This is a genomic window from Streptomyces sp. NPDC028314, from assembly GCF_055565795.1.
Genome location: NZ_JBVHTP010000017.1, coordinates 162601 through 179081 on the forward strand (window position 1 = coordinate 162601; position 16481 = coordinate 179081).

Below are 16481 nucleotides of genomic sequence, written 5' to 3' on the forward strand. Positions count from 1 at the left end.
GTGCGGCAGACCCTACCGCAGTGCCCCACAAATCCAATGGGTAGGTTTCGTGAGGCACTTGACCGATTACGTGCGGATTAGGTACGCATTTGCCTCCTCTCGGGAGGCAAATGCGTCCGTTTATCGGTCAGTGCACTCCGGCATTGAGGAACATTCCTCCGTCAACGACCAGAGTTTGCCCGGTGATCCATTCCGCTTGTGCAGATGTAAGAAAGGCCGCGGCCCCTCCGATGTCCTCCGGGAGCCCGAGCCTGCCGAGCGGATAGGCCGCCGCGGCCTCCTGCTCGCGGCCCTCGTACAGGGCCTGCGCAAACTTGGTCTTGACCACCGCGGGGGCGATCGCGTTCACCCGGACGCCCGGCGCCATCTCGTGCGCGAGCTGGAGGGTGAGGTTGACCATGGCGGCCTTGCTCATCCCGTACGCGCCGATGAAGGGCGAGGCGGAGACGCCGGCGATGGAGGCGATGTTCACGATCGCCCCGCCGTTGTCCTTCTGCCAGGCGTGCCAGGTGCGCTGCGCGAAGCCCAGCGCCGAGATCACGTTGGTCTCGAAGACCTTGCGCGCGACCCCGAGGTCCAGGTCCGCGATCGGCCCGAAGACCGGATTGGTGCCCGCGTTGTTGACCAGGAAGTCGACCCGGCCGAAGGCCTCCATCGTGCGCTCCACGGCGTGGGCCTGGTGGGCCTCGTCGTGCGCCTTCCCGGCGACCCCGAGCACCCGGTCCGCCCCGAGCCGCTCGACGGCCTCCTTCAGGGCGTCCTCGTTGCGCCCCGTGATGCACACCCGGTCGCCGCGGGCGACCAGGGCCTCGGCGATGCCGTAGCCGATGCCCCGGCTCGCCCCGGTGATCAGCGCGACCTTGCCGCTGTCGTTGCCGCTGTACGTCATGACGTACGCCCTGCCTCTCGTCGTTGCCGCTCGTCAGTTGAGCGGGCCGCCGGCCACGTACATGACCTGGCCGGAGACGAAGCCGGCGGCCTCGCCCGTGAAGAAGGCGATCGCGTTGGCGATGTCGTCCGGGCGGCCCACGCGCTGCACCGGGATCTGGGTCGCGGCGGCGGCCTGGAAGTCCTCGAAGCCCATGCCGACGCGGGCGGCGGTCTGGGCGGTCATCTCGGTGACGATGAAGCCGGGGGCGACGGCGTTGGCGGTGACACCGAACTTGCCGAGCTCGATGGCCAGCGTCTTGGTGAAGCCCTGCAGGCCGGCCTTGGCGGCGGCGTAGTTGGCCTGCCCGCGGTTGCCGAGCGCCGAGCTGCTGGAGAGGTTCACGATGCGGCCGAACTTGGCCTCCACCATGTGCTTCTGACAGGCCCGCGCCATCAGGAACGCGCCCCGCAGGTGCACGTTCATGACCGTGTCCCAGTCGGTGTCGCTCATCTTGAAGAGCAGGTTGTCGCGGAGCACACCCGCGTTGTTGACCAGGATGGTCGGGGCGCCCAGCGTGCTCGCGACGCGCTCGACGGCCGCCTCCACCTGCGCGCTGTCGGAGACGTCGCAGCCGACCGCGATGGCCTTGCCGCCGGCCGCCGTGATCGCCTCCACGGTGTCCTTGCAGGCCGCCTCGTCCAGGTCGAGTACGGCGACGGCCCGGCCCTCGGCGGCCAGGCGTACGGCGGTGGCCGCGCCGATGCCCCGGGCCGCCCCGGTCACGATCGCGACGCGCTGCTCGGTGGTGGACATGCTGGATCTCCTCGCCCTTGGAATCCTCTGGTGCTGAAACGGCCCCTCGTAGGTGAGCAACCGCTTAGTAGCTTCAGCTGGACAGACGCTAGGAGCCCTGGCACCCGGTGTCAACGCCACCGGGTCCAGGGCTCCATGCGTCGTACGCCGATCCAGGGGAGATCGGCCTCGGTCAGCGGACCAGCAGGTCCAGCAGCCGTTCCACTTCGGCCGCCGGATCGGCCGTCAGCCCGGTGTGCACCGGTCCCGGCTGCACGACGGTGCTGCGCGGCGCGATCAGCCAGCGGAACCGGCGGCCGGGTTCGTCCCCCGCGGCCTGGCCCGCCCGCTCGCCGCCGGCGCACAGCCCCTCGACCGCGCGCAGGGCGGCCCGTACTCCGGCCACGTCGGCCTTGGGGTCGAGGGCGAGCAGCTTGCCCTCGTCGAGGTGGATGCGCGCGGCGACGTAGGACTGCGCCCGGCAGTAGACGATCACTCCGGCGTTGAAGCACTCGCCGCGCTCCATCCGGGGCACCACACGCACCAGCGCGTACTCGAACACGTCCCGCTTGATCACTCGCTGTCGCTCTTCTGCTTGGTCTTGTGGGGCCACTCGGTCAGGTGGTCGGTCAGCCAGCCGGGCGGCTTGGACGGGGCCTTGACCTCGGCCTCCATCGTGATCCTCTCGTGGATGGTCGCCGCGCGCGGCAGCAGCGCCTCCACGTACGCCCGCCGGAGGGCGTCCGTCGAGTCGAAGCCGGGTTCGTCGACGAGCCACTCGTCCGGGACGTCGGCGGTGACCTCGGTGAGCAGCTCCCTCGTGACCCGGGGTGCGAGCTCCGCGGCGGCGGCCGCGAAATCCGGGCCGAAGGGGGCCAGGACGTGGTCGGAGGCGTTGTAGGGCTTGGCTGCGGCGCTCTGGGCGGTGGGCCAGTTGTGGTGCCAGATCATCGTGGCGCCGTGGTCGATGAGCCAGACGTCCCCGTGCCAGACCAGCATGTTCGGGTTTCGCCAGGACCGGTCGACGTTGTTGATCAGGGCGTCGAACCAGACCACGCGCCCCGCCTCGACGGGGTCCACCTGGTAGGCGAGCGGGTCGAAGCCGATCGAGCCGGGCAGGTAGTCCATCCCGAGGTTCAGCCCGCCGCTGGCCTTGAGCAGCTCCTGGACCTCCTGGTCGGGCTCGCCGAGCCCGATGACGGGATCGAGCTGCATCTGGACCAGCCGCGGGACCCGCAGGCCCAGCCGCTGGGCCAGGCGGCCGCAGATGACCTCGGCCACCAGGGTCTTGCGCCCCTGGCCGGCGCCGGTGAATTTCATGACGTAGGTACCGAGGTCGTCGGCCTCGACGATTCCCGGGAGCGAGCCGCCCTCACGCAGGGGCGTGACGTAACGGGTCGCGATCACTTCGGACAGCATCCGTCCAGGTTACGGGGGTCAGCGCGCGGGAGCCCACTGTCCGAGCAGCGCTTCGGCGGTGGTGATGGTGGCGACCAGTGCGAGGGAGTTGCGGATCACCTCGGCGGTGCAGGAGGCGGGCACCCCGGCGATCGCGTCGGAGGGGACCACGACCTGGTAGCCGAGGTTCACGGCGTCGAAGACGGTGTTGGGGATGGCGATGTTCGAGGAGACCCCGGTGACGACGAGGGTGCGGACGCCGAGGTTGCGCAGCAGGGCGTCCAGGTCGGTGCCCGCCATCGGGGAGAGCCCGTGCAGCCGGCGCACGACCAGGTCCCGCTCGGCCACCTCGATGGGGGCGGCGACCCGGACCGCGCGGCTCCCGGACAGCTGGCGCACCGGCAGCCTGCCGGCGGCCCGGAACAGCCGCGCGTTGGTGTTGGCCCCGAGCCCGTCCGGCCGCCGCTCGGCCACCGCGTGCAGCACTTGTACGCCTGCTCCGCGCGCGGCCTCCACCAGCGCGGCCACCCGCTCCAGCATCCCGGAGTCGCGGGCCTCCTTGGCCAGCTCGGGCAGGGCGCTCTCCTCGCCGACGACGCCGTTCTGGCATTCGACGGTGAGCAGAGCGGTGGTGGCGGGATCGAGTTCCGGCATGGCTCCCCCTGGCGTGACGACCATCGGTCCCGCATGATTCCTGACACACAGTCAGATGTGAAGGGGCGCGGGACGGATGGACGAGACTCAGCGGCGGGGCCGCCGCATCATGATGACCGACGAGGAAGTGGACGCCTTCCTGCGCGAACAGCGCACCTGCCGGGTGGCCACCGTATCCCCCGACGGGCGCCCGCACGTCGGCGCCCTGTGGTTCGCGTGGGACGGCAGTTCCCTGTGGCTGTACTCGATCACGCGCAGCCGGCGCTGGTCCGATCTGCGCAAGGACCCTCGGATCTCGGTGGTGGTCGACGCGGGCGAGTCGTACGACGAACTGCGCGGCGTCGAACTGTCCGGCAGCGCCGTCTTCGTGGGCGAGGCCCCGCGCACCGGCGAGCCCTGCCCCGAGCTGGCGGAGCCGGAGCGGATCTTCCCGGCCAAGAACTTCGGCATCGAGGAGATGCCGCACGACGGCCGGCACGCCTGGATCCGGCTCACCCCGGAATCGGTCGTGTCCTGGGACTTCCGCAAGCTCTAGGATCCACGAGGCGAGCTCCATGATCCACGAAGCGGCGCGCCGGGGGCCTCAGAACGTCCGGGCGGCCTCCTGGAGGGCTTCGACGGCGGCCCGGATGGAAGGCCGCCGGTCGGCGTCCGCACGCCAGACGGCGTACACGTGGCGGCGTACGGCATCGCTCACCGGCAGCAGCCGCACCCCGGACGGGACCGGGCCGCGCCCCAGCCGGGGGGTCACGCACACGCCCAGTCCGGCTTCGACGAAGGCCAGTTGGGTGTGGTGCTCCTCGGCGATGTGCGCGATCCGGGGCTCGATGCCGATGCCGCGCAGGGTGAAGACCAGCCACTCGTGACAGAACTGGCCCTCGTTCCAGGAGATCCACTCCTCGTCGGCGAAATCGGCCAGCGAGATCCGGGTCCGGCCGGCATGCCGGTGGCCGGCCGGCACGGCGATGTCGACGGAGTCGTTGAGCAGATGGGCCCGGGTGAGCTCGGCGGGCACCGGCATCCGCTTGTTGTGCCAGTCGATGGCCAGCGCCATGTCCAGGTCCCCGCGCACCACGGCGGCCATGCTCTCCGCGGGCTCCTCCTCCCGCACCCGGGGGCGCAGTTCGGGGTGCCGCCCGCGCAGGGCCGACACGACCCCGGGCAGCAGTCCCCGCATGGCCGTCGGGAAGGCTCCGATGCGCAACTCCCCCACCGCACAGCCGCGCTGGGCCTCGACGTCGGCCTGGGCGAGCTCCACCTGGGAGATGATCCGGGCGGCGTGATCGGCGAGCAGCTGCCCGGCGTCGGTCAGCCGGACCCCGCGCCCGTTCTTGGCCAGCAGCGGCTGGCCGACCTCGCGCTCCAGCTTGGCCATCTGCTGGGAGACCGCCGAGGTGGTGACGTGCAGCCCGTCGGCCGCGCCGCTGACCGAACCGTGGCGGGCGAGGGCGTCTAGGGTGCGCAGGCGCTCCAGGTTCAACATGTAAGCGATGCTACGCCGTTCTCCAGAGAAAGTCTCGCTTGTCCTAAGAGGTTGCGCGGCGCAAAGTTGACCCCATGAGCGCACCCACCACCACCTCCCGGCCGGCCCGTACGGCCGTCCCCACGACGACCGCCCCGCGCAGAACCGGGCTCGACTGGCGGATCCGTTTCGCCGTCCTCTCGGTGATCTGGGGCTTCAGCTTCCTGCTGATCAAGGTGGGTACGGAGGCCTTCGCCCCGTTCCAGGTCGCCCTCGGCCGGGTCCTCTTCGGTGCGCTCGCCCTGTTCGCCGTCCTGCTGGTACGGCGCGAGCGGCTGCCCCGGGGCCGGCGCACCTGGGGCCACCTGACGGTGGCGGCGCTCCTGCTGAACACCGCGCCCTTCTCGCTCTTCGCGTACGCGGAGCTGAGCATCCCGTCCAGCCTGGCGGGCATCTGCAACGCCACCTCGCCCCTGTGGGGCATGGCCCTGTCCCTGGTCGCCCTGTCCGAGGACCGCCCCACCCGCCGCCGCTTCGCGGGTCTCGGCATCGGCTTCCTCGGCGTGCTGACCGTGCTCGGGGCCTGGCAGGGCTTCGCGGGGGTCGACGCCAAGGGCACCGCGCTCGCCCTGCTGGCCTCGCTCTGCTACCCGATCGGCTGGATCTACGTCCGCCGCACGCTCGCCGGGACCCCGGGCTCACCGGTGGCGCTGACCGGCGCCCAGCTCGGCATCTCCACCGTTCAGCTGCTGGCGGTCAGCGCCCTGTTCACCTCGGCCCCCACCTCGTTCCCGCTGTGGCCGACCCTGTCGGTGATCGCCCTGGGCGCCCTCGGCACGGGACTGGCCCTGCAGATGCAGTACGGCCTGGTCTCGGAGATCGGCCCGACCACCGCGCAGATGGTCACCTACTTCATCCCGGTCATCGCCACCACCGCGGGCGTCCTGGTCCTGGGCGAGCAGCTCCACTGGAACACCCCGGTCGGCGCGGCCATCGTCCTGGCGGGCGCGGCCCTCACCCAGACCCGCCCCGGCGCCCGCAAGCCGGCCTGACGGCCGCCGTCTCCACCGGGTCCCGGAGGCGGCGCCCGGCCCCGGGCGGCGCGGGTCAGTCGAACCGGCCCCCCGCCGCCGGGCGGACCGCCGCGGCCACCGCGTCCGCGATCGCCTCGACCTCCCCCACCGCGATCCCGGAGACCGTGATCCGCACCCCGGGCCCGCTCTCCAGCCGGAACCGGGCCCCCGGCGCCGCGGCCCACCCGGCGGCCAGCAGCCGCGTCACGGCCCCGGTCTCCTCGGCGACCGGCACCCAGACGTTCATCCCGCTCCGCCCGTACGCCCGCACCCCGCGCCGCGCCAGCGCCGCGACCAGCCCGTCCCGCCGCTCCCCGTAGGAGCGCGCGACCGCCGCCCGGTCCACCGCCTCGGCGCTCCACAGCTCGACCACCGCGTACTGGAGCAGCCGGCTCACCCACCCGGGCCCCAGCCGCTGCCTCCCGCGGACCCGGTCCATCGTCACCGCGTCGCCCGTCAGCACCGCGAGCCGCAGGTCCGGCCCGTACGCCTTCGCCGTCGAGCGGACCAGCGCCCAGTGCCGGGTCACGCCTCCGAGGCACTGCAACGGCAGGTCCACGATCCCGTGCCCGTGGTCGTCGTCCAGTACGAGCACCGCCGGGTACCCGGCGAGCAGCTCCCGCAGCGCCCGCGCCCGGTCCGCGCTCACCGCGGCCCCCGTCGGGTTCTGCGCCCGCGCCGTCACCACCAGGGCCCGCGCCCCGTCGGCCAGCGCCCGCGCCACCGCTTCCGGCCGCGGCCCCTGGTCGTCCACCGCCACGGGCAGCACCCGCAGCCCCAGCGCGGGCGCCAGGTCCAGCACGCTGCCCCAGCCGGGGTCCTCCACCGCCACGGCGTCGCCGGGGCGCAGATGGGCGGCCAGTACCCGTTCGATCCCGTCGAGCGCGCCCGAGGTGACCCCGACCGGCCCGGCCGGAACCCCGTCGGCGTCGAAGCCGGCGCGCGCGAGAGCCGCCAGTTCCGGCACGACCGGGGTGTCGCCGTAGAGGGTCGGCGCCTGCGCGTACCGCCGGGCGGCGGCCGCCAGGGCGCCGTCCAGCGAGGGCAGCAGCGACAGGTCCGGGTTGCCCGAGCCGACATCGCGCACCCCGGCCGGGACCTCCATCCGCAGCGCGTCCCGGGGCGCGCTCGCGGGCCGCGCCCGGACCCTGCTGCCGCGGCGCCCGTCCGTCTCGATGACCCCGCGCTCGCGCAGCGTCCGGTACGCGGCGGCCACGGTGTTGGGGTTCACCCCCAGCACACCGGCCAGCTCGCGCATCGGCGGCAACAGCGTCCCCGGCGCGAGGGCGCCCGATCCGATGCCCGCCTCGACGCTGGCGGCGATATCCGATGCGCGACGCCCTGTGATCCGATAGTCTCCTAGCACAAACCTTATTATGCACTAGTACAACGGAGTTCGCACCATGACCGCCACGCCTGCCACCGAGCCGACCGAGCAGACCGCGCCGAGCCGGGAGTCCGCGCCGACGGCCGCCGCGTACGAACCCACCGCCCGGACCGTCCCGAGCCGCGCCCGGGAGCGGGCGCGCTACGACCGCGAGACCGTGCACTCGATACTCGACCAGGCCTACGTCTGCCACCTCGGCTTCGTCCGCGACGGCGCGCCGGTCGTCCTGCCCACCCTCTTCGGCCGGGTCGGCGACACCCTCTACATCCACGGCTCGACGGGCTCCCGCCCGCTGCTCGCCGCGGGCAAGGCCGACCCCGGCCTGCCGGTCTGCGTGACGGTGACGCACGTCGACGGCCTGGTGCTGGCCCGCTCGGCGTTCCACCACTCGCTGAACTACCGCTCGGTGGTCGTCCACGGCACCGCCTACCAGGTCACCGACGAGGAGGAGTGCCGGATGGCGCTCGACGCCCTGGTCGACCACGTCGTACCCGGCCGCTCCGCGGACTCCCGGCCCGCCAACGCCAAGGAGCTCGCGGCCACGGCGGTGATCCGGCTGGACCTGGCCGAGGTGTCCGCGAAGGTCCGCACGGGCGGCCCGAACGACGACGCCGAGGACCTGGGCCTGCCCTTCTGGTCGGGCGTGGTCCCGGTCGCCCCGGCGTACGGCACCCCGGTCCCGGCCGCCGACCTGGCCCCCGGCATCGCCGTCCCGGACTACCTCGCCGCGCTCTGAGCCACCGGGGCGGGCCGGACCGCCGGCCCGCCCGCCGGCCGCCGCGCCTCGGCGGTGATCAGCGCCCCGACCGCGGTCAGCAGCAGTACGGTGCCCAGCACGACGGCGCCGGTCAGCCGCTCGCCGAGCACCAGTACGGCGATCACCGCGGCGCTCACCGGCTCGATCAGCATGATCACGGACACGGTCGCGGCCCGTACGGCGGCGGCCCCGTGGAAGTAGAGCGCGTACGCCAGCGCCGTCGGCACGACGGCCACGTACGCCAGCAGCCACATCACCCGGCCGAGCTCGACGGTGTGCGGCGCCAGCCCCTCCACCGCGGCGAGCGGCAGCAGGCACACCGTGCCCACCGCCACCGACCACGCGGTGGTGACCAGCGGGTCCCCGCCCGCCCCGCGCTGCCCCAGCCACCGCGCCCGCAGGGTCATTCCCGCGTACCCGGCGGCCGACAGCAGCGCCCAGCCGACACCGAGCGGCCGGACCTCGCCGCCCCCGCTGCCCAGCACCAGCACGGCCAGCCCCGCGAGCGCTCCGCCGACGGCCGCCACCCCGCCCGCGCCGAGCCGCTCGCCCATCCAGTACCGGGCGCCGAGCGCGATCAGCACGGGCCCCGCCCCGAGGGTGACCACGGTCCCGACCGCCAGACCGGTGTCCCGCACGGCGGCGAAGTAGGCGGCCTGGAACAGGGTGAACATCAGGCCGGTCGCGATCAGCGAGCCCGCCGACGGCCTCGGCGCCGCCGGCTTGGACCGGCGTACGGCGAGCACGCCGAGCAGCACCACCAGCCCGCCCGCACACCGCCAGAACGACAGGGCGAGCGGGCCGAGGTCACTGGCGAGGAAGAGGAGCGAGGCGGCCGCCCCGGCCGTGCCCCAGGCGGCTCCGGCGATGACGAGGTACAGCAGACTGCGCCCGGCAGCGGGCGAATGGTTCGACACGTGTGACTCCGCGCTTGCGTGAAGGATGAAGGAAGAGGGTCATCACTTCGCGGGCAGCGCGAACCCGCCCGGGAACTCCCCGGGCCGGATCAGTCGTTCGCGTAGGGGCCGCCCGCGCTAGGCGGCGGGAGGCGGAAGCACGGTCGAAGGCATGGTCCGCAGCCTAACCCCTGGTCGGACGATGTGCGAGGGCCCGCGAAGACCCGGAGCGGCCTCAGGCGCTCGCGGTCTCGCGGTCCAGCACGGCCGGGTCGGCCGCCCCTGGCGGGGTCGGCCGCGAGGACTGCGCGATGAAGGCGCCGCCGAGCACCAGCGCCCCGCCCGCGATCTGCCAGGTCGAGAGGTGTTCGCCCAGCAGCACCCAGGCCAGCACCGTCGCGACGACCGCCTCCAGGCACGCCACCACGCCCGCCACCTGCGGCGAGAGCTTGCGCACCGAGACGACCCCGGTCAGGTACGCGAACACGGTCGCCACCAGCACCACCCAGCCGAGCAGTACCAGCGCGGGCACCGTTGTGCCGCCCATCGCCGCGTCGGTGCCCAGCACCTGCCAGTCCATCTGCCAGGGCCTGGCGATCACGGTCATGACCAGGGTGCCGACGATCATGCCGAAGGCGATCACGCCCAGCGGGTCGGGGACGTCGTCCCCGTCGGTCCCCTGGTCCGCGAAGACGAAGTAGAACGCCTGGCAGCAGGCCGCGGCGAGGCCGAGCAGCACCCCGAGCAGGTCCAGGCTCAGCCCGGCCCAGATCTCCACGACGCACGCCAGGCCGACGACGGCCACCGCCGCACCGGCCGCGGCGGCCCGGGTCACGGGCTTGCGCTGCACGAAGCGGATCCAGCCCAGCAGCAGCGCGGGCCCCAGGTACTCCAGGAGCAGCGCCACACCGACCGGGATCCGGGACAGGGAAGCGAAGTAGAAGGCCTGCACACCGGCGACGGCGATCAGTCCGAAGCCGGCCAGCAGCAGCGGTTTGCGCCGCACCAGATCGCGGTGCCGCCAGGCCAGAGGGGACAGCACCAGCGCCGCCCCGGCCACCCTCAGCCACACCATGTGCAGCGGGTCCAGACCCGCCTCGATCAGCGGCTTCGCCGCGACCCCCGAACCACCGAACGCACACGCCGAGACGAGGGCGAGGCCCAGTCCGGCGTTCTTCCCTGACGCTTGCATCACATCATCATGGCAGCACCGGTCAGGAGCGTCACGGACATGACACCTGTTGAGACGGACCCGACACCCGCCCCTTCCCGGCCCGCAATATCTGACAGGTCGTCAGTATTGAATGTTCCGTCCCCCGGGACTACGTTCCGCCGCACGTACCCGACGAGAAGGGGTGGTCGCATGGCCGAAGTCACCGCGGAATCACGCATCGAGGCGCCCGCCGCGAAGCTCTGGGCGCAGCTGACGGACTGGGACGCGTACGGCCAGTGGAGCATGACCCACACCAACTTCCCGAAGGGCGGACCGCAGACCCTCGCGATCGGTTCGACCTTCGCGGAGAACATGAAGATGATGGGCTTCCCGGCCGAGGTCGTCTGGACCGTCTCCGAGCTGGAGGACGAGCGCCTCTTCGCCATCACGGGCAAGGGCCCGATGGGCGTGGCCGTCCTCACCCGGTACACCCTGGTCCCGGACGGCGGGGCCACGACCGTCCGGATCGACGGGGAGTTCACCGGAGCCGCCGTCTCGCTGATGGCGGGCAAGCTCAAGGACTCGGCCACCGCCGCCCTGAACGAGTCGCTGCGCAAGCTGGCCGGCCTGGTCGCCTGACCTTCCCCGTTACGTCCGTACGCACGAAGGCGCGCCCCGCGAGAAAATTCGCGTGGCGCGCCTTCGTACTGCGGGAGGTCCGGCCGGACTCAGTGCTCGTCGGCCAGGATCAGGTAGAGCTTCTTGCGGGCGTCGTTGATGACCCCGAGGGCCTTCTCGCGCTGCTCGGCCGTGCCGGTCTTGAAGACCTGGCCGAAGGCTTCCATCAGGCCGACCCCGGCCGTCCGGACCTCGTGCATCGCTTCGAAGTCGAAGCCGCGCCCGGCATCGGCCCAGGGGGCGTCCGGCCCCGACTCGGCCTCGGTGCGGCCGGCGTCGGTGAGCGTGAACAGCTTCTTGCCGCCCTCGCTCTGGTTGGTGATGAGCCCCTCGTCCTCGAGCAGCTGCAGGGTCGGGTAGACCGAGCCGGGGCTGGGCTTCCAGGCCCCGCCGCTGCGCTCGCCGATCTCCTGGATCATCTCGTAGCCGTGCATCGGCCGGTCGGCGAGCAGCGCCAGGATCGAGGCGCGTACGTCACCCCGCCGGGCCCGGCCGCGCGGTCCGCCGCGTCCGCCGCGCCCGCCGAAGGGTCCGCCGCCGAAGGGCGGTCCGAACGGGCCGAAGGCGGCGCGCCGCCCCTTGAACTCCTCCCGACGGTCCGGCCCGCAGTGGCCGTGACCCCGTCCGTGGTCGTGTCCGTGGTCGTGTCCGTGCTGTCCGTGTGAACGCATGACTGCGCTCCTTTCGTCATCGATCGATCTCGTCATCGGGCCCATGTCCTACGGCTCCGATGCCACAACTATCGCTGATCGTTCGCGATGCGTCAACGATATATCGGAAACTCTTCGACGACAGGGCCAGGCACCCCGGATTGGCCTTTGTCGACGATCAAGAGCCCGCCCTACGGTCGAAGGCATGCGCATCCGAATCGTCGACGCCTTCACCGACCGCCCCTTCCACGGAAACCCCGCCGGGGTCCTGCTCCTGGACGGCGAGTTCCCCCCGGACTCCTGGCTCCAGCAGGTCGCGGCGGAGGTCAACCTCTCCGAGACCGCCTTCGCCCGCCCGCTGCCGCCCGGCGGTGAGACCGACTGGGAGCTGCGCTGGTTCACCCCGGCCGCCGAGGTCGACATGTGCGGTCACGCCACCCTCGCGACGGCCCACGTACTGGCGGGCAGCGGCCTCGCGAGCGGACTGATCCGCTTCGGCGCGCGCTGCGGGGTCCTCACGGCGCGGACCGCCGCGGACGGCACGATCACCATGGACTTCCCCACGTCCTCGCTGACCCCCGTCCAGGCGCCGGCCGACGTGGGCCGGGCCCTGGGCGGCGTGGAGATCCGCTCGGCGCACGACACCTCCGCGCACATCGGCGACCTGGTGATCGAGCTCGCCGACGAGAAGACGGTGCGCGAGCTGGCCCCCGACCACGCGGCCCTGCGCGCCTACGCCCGCCGCGGGGTGATCGTCACCGCGGCGGCCGAGGACCCGGCCCGCGGGTACGACTTCGTCTCCCGGGGCTTCTTCCCGGCCGTCGGCATCGACGAGGACCCGGTCACGGGCAGCGCCCACACCGCCCTCGCCCCGTTCTGGGCCGAACGCCTGGGCCGCAGCGAGCTCACCGGACTCCAGGGCGGAGCCCGTACGGGGCTGGTCCGCGTCACCCTCGCCGGCGAGCGCACCCTCTTGACCGGCACCGCGGTGACGGTCCTGGACGGCGAACTCCTCACGCGGCCCGCCGCGAGCGCGTAGCCCGTGCCGTACCGGTCAGGCCGCCGGCTCCCGGGACAGCTCCGCCGGGGACTGCGGGAGTGCCCTCAGGGAGTCGGCAGCCAGCCGACCTTGCCCGCGAGCAGGGCGTAGCCGCCGAAGGCCACGATGTCGAGCAGGGCGTGCGCGACGACGAGCGGCGCGACCCGGCCCCAGCGGCGGTAGGCCAGCACGAACACCACGCCCATCACCATGTTGCCGATGAAGCCGCCGATGCCCTGGTAGAGGTGGTACGAGCCGCGCAGCACGGAGCTCGCCAGCAGCGCCGCCGTCGGGGACCAGCCCAGCTGGTCGAGCCGGCGCAGCAGGTAGGCCAGCACGATGACCTCCTCCACCACGGAGTTCTGCACCGCGGAGAGGATCAGGACGGGGAACTTCCACCACACGTCCGGCAGCGCCTCGGGCACCACCGTCAGGTTGAAGCCGCTCGCCCGGGCCACCAGGTAGAAGGCCAGACCGGCGCTCCCGATCCCGGCCGCGACCAGCGCGCCCCGGCCCAGGTCCGACACCGGCCGGGTCCGGTCGAAGCCCAGGACCCGCAGCCCCGGCACGCCCTCCCGGGTCAGCAGGTGCGCGACGAGCAGGACGGGAACCAGCGCGCTCGCGATCCCGAACAGCTGCCAGGCGAGGTCGAGCCAGGGCCGCCCGGGCGCGTACGAGCCGTTCAGCGTGGCGGCCTGGTCCTTGAGCCCGCCCGGTTTGGTGAGCGAGCCGATGAAGCTGATCAGGGCGGAGACCCCGCTCGCCCCCAGCGACAGCGCGAGTACGAGCAGCATCTCGGTCCGCAGATACCCGCGACCGCCCTGCGGCAGGTCCTTGACCACCGGCTCCGGCTCCACCCGCACGTCCGACTCCCGTCCCGCCGCCGTCCGACCGCGACATCCCGTTCCGACCACCCATACTGCCTCCTCGGCGGGGGAACGGGATCACCGGACTGCGGTGGATCAGCGGCCGGCCACCGCCGTGGTGTCCACCTCCCGCCCCGCGAGACCGACCGGCCAGGTGTGCACGGGGTCGCCCCTGTGCATCAGCTCGCTGTAGCGCCGGGTTGTCGCGGCCAGCGCGGTGTCCCGGTCCAGCCCGGACGCGAGCGCCCGGTGGTAGGTGTCCACCTGCCAGGTCGACCCGTTCACCCGGCGCCGGCACCGCTCCTCGATGATCCCGAGGTAGTGGTCCCGGTCGGCGGGCTCGATCCCCCAGGCGTCCAGCCCGGCCGCCGCCATCGGCAGCAGCTCGTCCAGCACCAGCCGCACCGCCGACACGCTGGCCAGCCCCCCGGCCCGGCCGCGGCGCGGCCAGCGCAGCCGCGCGTCGATCCCGTACCGGCAGGCCGCGTCGAAGTTGGCCTCCGCCTCCGCGAACGGCAGCCGGGTCCACACCGGACGCTGCTCGTCCGCGAGGGTCCGTACGAGCCCGTAGTAGAAGGCGGCATTGGCGACGACGTCGGCCACCGTGGGCCCGGCCGGCAGCACGCGGTTCTCCACCCGCAGGTGCGGCACCCCGTCGGCGACCCCGTACACGGGCCGGTTCCAGCGGTAGACGGTGCCGTTGTGCAGCACCAGTTCCTGCAGGCTCGGCACCCCGCCCTCGGCGAGGACCCGCAGCGGCTCCTCCTCGTCGCAGATCGGCAGCAGGGAGGGGAAGAAGCGGATGTTCTCCGCGAAGAGTTCGTACGCCGAGTCCACCCACCGCTCCCCGAACCAGGTCCTCGGGCGCACCCCCTGCGCCTGGAGCTCGGGCGGCCGGGTGTCGGTGGCCTGGGTGAACAGCGGGGGCCGCGACTCCCGCCACAGCTCGCGCCCGAACAGGAACGGCGAATTGGCGCCGACGGCTATCTGTACGGCGGTCACGGCCTGCGCCGCGTTCCACACGTCCGCGAACCGGGCCGGGGTGACCTGGAGGTGCAGTTGCACGGAGGTACAGGCGGCCTCCGGAACGATCGACCCGGAGGTCCAGGTCAGCCGTTCCACGCCGTCGATGTCGAGGGTGAAGTCCTCGCCGCGCATCATCAGGATCTGCTCGTTGAGCAGGGAGTAGCGGTCCACGGCCGAGAGGTTGGCCAGGGCCAGGTCGGAGCGGGTGAGCGTCGGCAGGATCCCGATCATCACCACGCCCGCGTCGATCTCCGCGGCCTGCCGGTGGGCATAGTGCAGCCCCGCGCTCAGTTCCTCGGCGAGCTGGTCGAATACCCGGCCGTCGAGGCGGTGCGGAAGTACGTTCACCTCCAGGTTGAACATTCCGAGTTCGGTCTGGAAATCAGGGCTCGCTATCCGCTCCAGAACCTGGGCATTCACCATTCTCGGCAAACCGTCGGCACCCGCGAGATTCAGCTCGATCTCCAGCCCCATCATGTTCTTGGGCCGATCGAACCTCTTCTCCGCCAGAAGCCGCTCCAGCCCCTCCAGGCACTCGTGAAGCTTCCTCCGATACCGTTGCCGATCGGACAGGTCGAATCCGCCTGCCACGACCTTCTCCCCCATCGAAGCGTCCCTCCTCGAATGGCCCTGGCCCGGAGCACCCAGGCGCGCGTTACGGTCGATGATGCCCCGGCGGCATGATCTCTAACGCAGCGGGGGCGTGCGTGGCGGGGAGCGCGCGCCGGTTTGGCCCGAAGGGCGCTTCGGCACATTCACCTGGCAACTCCAATAGCGCAAATTCCGCGTCGACTTTGCCCATTCAGGATAACCGGCGCTTTCCAGCCGAGCCCCCATCCGGTAACCTCCGAGGTCAGCGCGGCACGTCTGCGCGCAAACGGCATGAACGCCATGTCAGCGGGTCCGGTAAGCGCCTTGCCGGCAATAGCCGGGACAGCTAGCCGAAACACTGCGTGAACACATGTCGTATAAACTCCGCAAACGAGGCAGAGAGTTGGCGCGCGGCCATTGCCCCTCAGCCCCCCTCTGGCCCCAGAATGCGACAGCGCCGTCCGCACCTTCCCCCGCACCACAGGTCTCCCAAGTGAGAGGCGACCCACCATGCCGCTGCACGTCCCTCCGGCTCCCGCGCCCGCCCTGCGCAGCGTCCTCGCGGCACTCGGTTCTCCCACCGCCGTCCACGAGGCGCACACCCCGGCCCTGCGCAAGATCCAGGGCCCGCTGACCCCCGAACTCCCGCTCCCGGTCCACGTCCTGGACCGGCTGCACTCCTCGCCCCTGGCCGCCGGCGGCAGGCCGCCCCGTACGCGGCTGACCGGCTGGCGGTTCCTGATCCGCAGCGGGGACCGGTTCGTGGCCGCGGCCGACACCCGGCTCACCCCGGACGGCTGGGCCTTCTCCCACTTCTTCGAGGGCCCGTACGTGGCGGCCACCGAACGCGCCCTGCGTCAGGCGGAGTCCCTCGGCACGAGTTACCAGCCGCGGCTGCTGTCCGTTCCGGAGCTGTACATGCTGACCCTGTGGCTGCACGGCGCGGTGGGCGCCGACGCCTCGTCCGGGCTGCCGGCCGCCGCCGACCTGCTGGTCCCGCTGGCCCCCGCACCGCCCGGGATCGCCCCGTTCCGACCCCATCCGGTGTCCGAACTGCTACCCGTGCTGACCCACCGGCTCACCCCGCCGGCTCCTCCCGTACCGCCCTCGATGGCCGCTCCGGCGGCCTGACCAGGGCGCTTCGAGCGGCATGACCCAGCTGGTCCATTCGGCGTAGCCCGCTCGGAC

Annotated in this window: 18 protein-coding genes; 6 read left to right on the plus strand and 12 right to left on the minus strand. The window is 72.4% G+C overall.

Translation table 11 applies throughout. The features are described from left to right. Positions 1-127: 127 nt before the first annotated feature. The 5 genes from ACZ4TG_RS32450 to ACZ4TG_RS32470 form a co-directional block, all read right to left on the minus strand. Positions 128-889 (minus strand): SDR family oxidoreductase, encoded by a 762-nt coding sequence (locus ACZ4TG_RS32450; RefSeq protein ID WP_468169849.1) that lies wholly within the window; start codon positions 887-889, stop codon positions 128-130. Between the two features lie 33 nt (positions 890-922). Then, positions 923-1684, minus strand: a complete 762-nt coding sequence (gene fabG / locus ACZ4TG_RS32455) for a 3-oxoacyl-ACP reductase FabG (RefSeq protein ID WP_468169852.1) — start codon at positions 1682-1684, stop codon at positions 923-925. A 172-nt stretch (positions 1685-1856) separates the two neighbouring features. Next, the gene (locus ACZ4TG_RS32460; protein WP_468169855.1) at positions 1857-2240 is read right to left on the minus strand and encodes a DUF3037 domain-containing protein; all 384 of its coding nucleotides are present in this window, start codon (positions 2238-2240) and stop codon (positions 1857-1859) included. After that, a complete protein-coding gene (locus ACZ4TG_RS32465) occupies positions 2237-3082 on the minus strand; it encodes a HipA family kinase (protein WP_468169858.1) in 846 nt (281 codons plus the stop codon). The genes ACZ4TG_RS32460 and ACZ4TG_RS32465 overlap by 4 nt, the downstream gene beginning before the upstream one ends. Before the next feature lie 18 nt (positions 3083-3100). Continuing rightward, a complete protein-coding gene (locus ACZ4TG_RS32470; protein ID WP_468169861.1) occupies positions 3101-3715 on the minus strand; it encodes a cysteine hydrolase family protein in 615 nt (204 codons plus the stop codon). Positions 3716-3791: 76 nt separating this feature from the next. On the opposite strand from ACZ4TG_RS32470, the gene ACZ4TG_RS32475 reads away from it, so the two are divergent. Further along, entirely contained in the window at positions 3792-4250 is a 459-nt protein-coding gene (locus tag ACZ4TG_RS32475; RefSeq protein ID WP_468169864.1) for a pyridoxamine 5'-phosphate oxidase family protein, read from the plus strand. Between the two features lie 48 nt (positions 4251-4298). On the opposite strand, the gene ACZ4TG_RS32480 is transcribed toward ACZ4TG_RS32475, so the two are convergent. Then, positions 4299-5198, minus strand: coding sequence for a LysR family transcriptional regulator (locus ACZ4TG_RS32480; RefSeq protein WP_468169867.1), 900 nt, complete (start codon positions 5196-5198; stop codon positions 4299-4301). A gap of 74 nt (positions 5199-5272) precedes the next feature. Here ACZ4TG_RS32480 and ACZ4TG_RS32485 point away from each other — a divergent pair, with 74 nt between their 5' ends. Then, complete coding sequence (locus ACZ4TG_RS32485) at positions 5273-6229, plus strand: DMT family transporter (RefSeq protein WP_468169870.1); 957 nt, start codon at positions 5273-5275, stop codon at positions 6227-6229. A gap of 55 nt (positions 6230-6284) precedes the next feature. Here the strand turns inward: ACZ4TG_RS32485 and ACZ4TG_RS32490 are convergent, their stop codons facing one another. Beyond that, complete coding sequence (locus tag ACZ4TG_RS32490; RefSeq protein WP_468169873.1) at positions 6285-7616, minus strand: aminotransferase class I/II-fold pyridoxal phosphate-dependent enzyme; 1332 nt, start codon at positions 7614-7616, stop codon at positions 6285-6287. A gap of 37 nt (positions 7617-7653) precedes the next feature. On the opposite strand from ACZ4TG_RS32490, the gene ACZ4TG_RS32495 reads away from it, so the two are divergent. Beyond that, on the plus strand, positions 7654-8373 hold the full coding sequence (locus tag ACZ4TG_RS32495) for a pyridoxamine 5'-phosphate oxidase family protein (RefSeq protein ID WP_468169877.1): 720 nt from the start codon (positions 7654-7656) through the stop codon (positions 8371-8373). Here ACZ4TG_RS32495 and ACZ4TG_RS32500 read toward each other — a convergent pair. Together ACZ4TG_RS32500 and ACZ4TG_RS32505 are read right to left on the minus strand one after the other, a co-directional pair. After that, entirely contained in the window at positions 8355-9311 is a 957-nt protein-coding gene (locus ACZ4TG_RS32500; protein ID WP_468169880.1) for a DMT family transporter, read from the minus strand. The genes ACZ4TG_RS32495 and ACZ4TG_RS32500 overlap by 19 nt on opposite strands. Before the next feature lie 214 nt (positions 9312-9525). After that, on the minus strand, positions 9526-10482 hold the full coding sequence (locus tag ACZ4TG_RS32505; RefSeq protein WP_468169883.1) for an EamA family transporter: 957 nt from the start codon (positions 10480-10482) through the stop codon (positions 9526-9528). A gap of 171 nt (positions 10483-10653) precedes the next feature. Here ACZ4TG_RS32505 and ACZ4TG_RS32510 point away from each other — a divergent pair, with 171 nt between their 5' ends. Next, positions 10654-11082 (plus strand): type II toxin-antitoxin system Rv0910 family toxin, encoded by a 429-nt coding sequence (locus tag ACZ4TG_RS32510; protein WP_468169886.1) that lies wholly within the window; start codon positions 10654-10656, stop codon positions 11080-11082. A gap of 89 nt (positions 11083-11171) precedes the next feature. Here the strand turns inward: ACZ4TG_RS32510 and ACZ4TG_RS32515 are convergent, their stop codons facing one another. Beyond that, positions 11172-11792 (minus strand): PadR family transcriptional regulator, encoded by a 621-nt coding sequence (locus ACZ4TG_RS32515; protein ID WP_468169889.1) that lies wholly within the window; start codon positions 11790-11792, stop codon positions 11172-11174. 184 nt (positions 11793-11976) lie between these two features. On the opposite strand from ACZ4TG_RS32515, the gene ACZ4TG_RS32520 reads away from it, so the two are divergent. Then, positions 11977-12810: a PhzF family phenazine biosynthesis protein gene (locus ACZ4TG_RS32520; RefSeq protein ID WP_468169892.1), complete on the plus strand. Its 834-nt coding sequence runs from the start codon at positions 11977-11979 to the stop codon at positions 12808-12810. A gap of 65 nt (positions 12811-12875) precedes the next feature. Here the strand turns inward: ACZ4TG_RS32520 and ACZ4TG_RS32525 are convergent, their stop codons facing one another. Both ACZ4TG_RS32525 and ACZ4TG_RS32530 read right to left on the minus strand, forming a co-directional pair. Next, a complete protein-coding gene (locus ACZ4TG_RS32525) occupies positions 12876-13604 on the minus strand; it encodes a CPBP family intramembrane glutamic endopeptidase (RefSeq protein WP_468169953.1) in 729 nt (242 codons plus the stop codon). Between the two features lie 168 nt (positions 13605-13772). After that, positions 13773-15308, minus strand: a complete 1536-nt coding sequence (locus ACZ4TG_RS32530) for a glutamate-cysteine ligase family protein (protein WP_468169895.1) — start codon at positions 15306-15308, stop codon at positions 13773-13775. Between the two features lie 495 nt (positions 15309-15803). Between ACZ4TG_RS32530 and ACZ4TG_RS32535 the strand changes: the two genes are divergently transcribed. After that, positions 15804-16424: a hypothetical protein gene (locus tag ACZ4TG_RS32535; protein WP_468169897.1), complete on the plus strand. Its 621-nt coding sequence runs from the start codon at positions 15804-15806 to the stop codon at positions 16422-16424. The last annotated feature ends 57 nt before the right edge of the window (positions 16425-16481 follow it).

Coding starts and splice junctions, on each gene's coding strand:
- ACZ4TG_RS32450 (WP_468169849.1), bottom strand. CDS start 889: ATGACGTACAGCGGCAACGACAGCGGCAAGGTCGCGCTGATCACCGGG.
- fabG (WP_468169852.1), bottom strand. CDS start 1,684: ATGTCCACCACCGAGCAGCGCGTCGCGATCGTGACCGGGGCGGCCCGG.
- ACZ4TG_RS32465 (WP_468169858.1), bottom strand. CDS start 3,082: ATGCTGTCCGAAGTGATCGCGACCCGTTACGTCACGCCCCTGCGTGAG.
- ACZ4TG_RS32470 (WP_468169861.1), bottom strand. CDS start 3,715: ATGCCGGAACTCGATCCCGCCACCACCGCTCTGCTCACCGTCGAATGC.
- ACZ4TG_RS32475 (WP_468169864.1), top strand. CDS start 3,792: ATGGACGAGACTCAGCGGCGGGGCCGCCGCATCATGATGACCGACGAG.
- ACZ4TG_RS32480 (WP_468169867.1), bottom strand. CDS start 5,198: ATGTTGAACCTGGAGCGCCTGCGCACCCTAGACGCCCTCGCCCGCCAC.
- ACZ4TG_RS32485 (WP_468169870.1), top strand. CDS start 5,273: ATGAGCGCACCCACCACCACCTCCCGGCCGGCCCGTACGGCCGTCCCC.
- ACZ4TG_RS32495 (WP_468169877.1), top strand. CDS start 7,654: ATGACCGCCACGCCTGCCACCGAGCCGACCGAGCAGACCGCGCCGAGC.
- ACZ4TG_RS32505 (WP_468169883.1), bottom strand. CDS start 10,482: ATGCAAGCGTCAGGGAAGAACGCCGGACTGGGCCTCGCCCTCGTCTCG.
- ACZ4TG_RS32510 (WP_468169886.1), top strand. CDS start 10,654: ATGGCCGAAGTCACCGCGGAATCACGCATCGAGGCGCCCGCCGCGAAG.
- ACZ4TG_RS32515 (WP_468169889.1), bottom strand. CDS start 11,792: ATGCGTTCACACGGACAGCACGGACACGACCACGGACACGACCACGGA.
- ACZ4TG_RS32520 (WP_468169892.1), top strand. CDS start 11,977: ATGCGCATCCGAATCGTCGACGCCTTCACCGACCGCCCCTTCCACGGA.
- ACZ4TG_RS32525 (WP_468169953.1), bottom strand. CDS start 13,604: ATGCTGCTCGTACTCGCGCTGTCGCTGGGGGCGAGCGGGGTCTCCGCC.
- ACZ4TG_RS32530 (WP_468169895.1), bottom strand. CDS start 15,308: ATGGGGGAGAAGGTCGTGGCAGGCGGATTCGACCTGTCCGATCGGCAA.
- ACZ4TG_RS32535 (WP_468169897.1), top strand. CDS start 15,804: ATGCCGCTGCACGTCCCTCCGGCTCCCGCGCCCGCCCTGCGCAGCGTC.